This is a genomic window from Xenorhabdus littoralis (genome assembly GCF_033949345.1).
Taxonomy (GTDB): Bacteria; Pseudomonadota; Gammaproteobacteria; order Enterobacterales; family Enterobacteriaceae; genus Xenorhabdus; species Xenorhabdus littoralis.
Genome location: NZ_VCDP01000260.1, coordinates 1 through 358 on the forward strand (window position 1 = coordinate 1; position 358 = coordinate 358).

1 rRNA gene is annotated in these 358 nt (G+C 48.0%); it reads left to right on the forward strand.

Annotated features, from left to right (window positions below):
- Positions 1-286, forward strand: a 23S ribosomal RNA gene (locus FE394_RS19550); the annotation flags it as partial.
- Positions 287-358: the final 72 nt, after the last annotated feature.

Below are 358 nucleotides of genomic sequence, written 5' to 3' on the forward strand. Positions count from 1 at the left end.
ATCCGTCGCGGGCGCAGGAAAGTTGAGAGGAGCTGTCCTTAGTACGAGAGGACCGGGATGGACGCACCGCTGGTGTACCAGTTGTTCTGCCAAGGGCATAGCTGGGTAGCTATGTGCGGAAGGGATAAGTGCTGAAAGCATCTAAGCATGAAGCCCCCCTCAAGATGAGATTTCCCATAGCGTAAGCTAGTAAGATCCCTGAAAGATGATCAGGTTGATAGGTTCGAGGTGGAAGCATGGTGACATGTGGAGCTGACGAATACTAATAGATCGAGGACTTAACCATATAATATGAAGCAAATGTTATCTAGTTTTGAAGGAATATACCTTCATAGTGTGGGGATGATGGCAGAGAGGT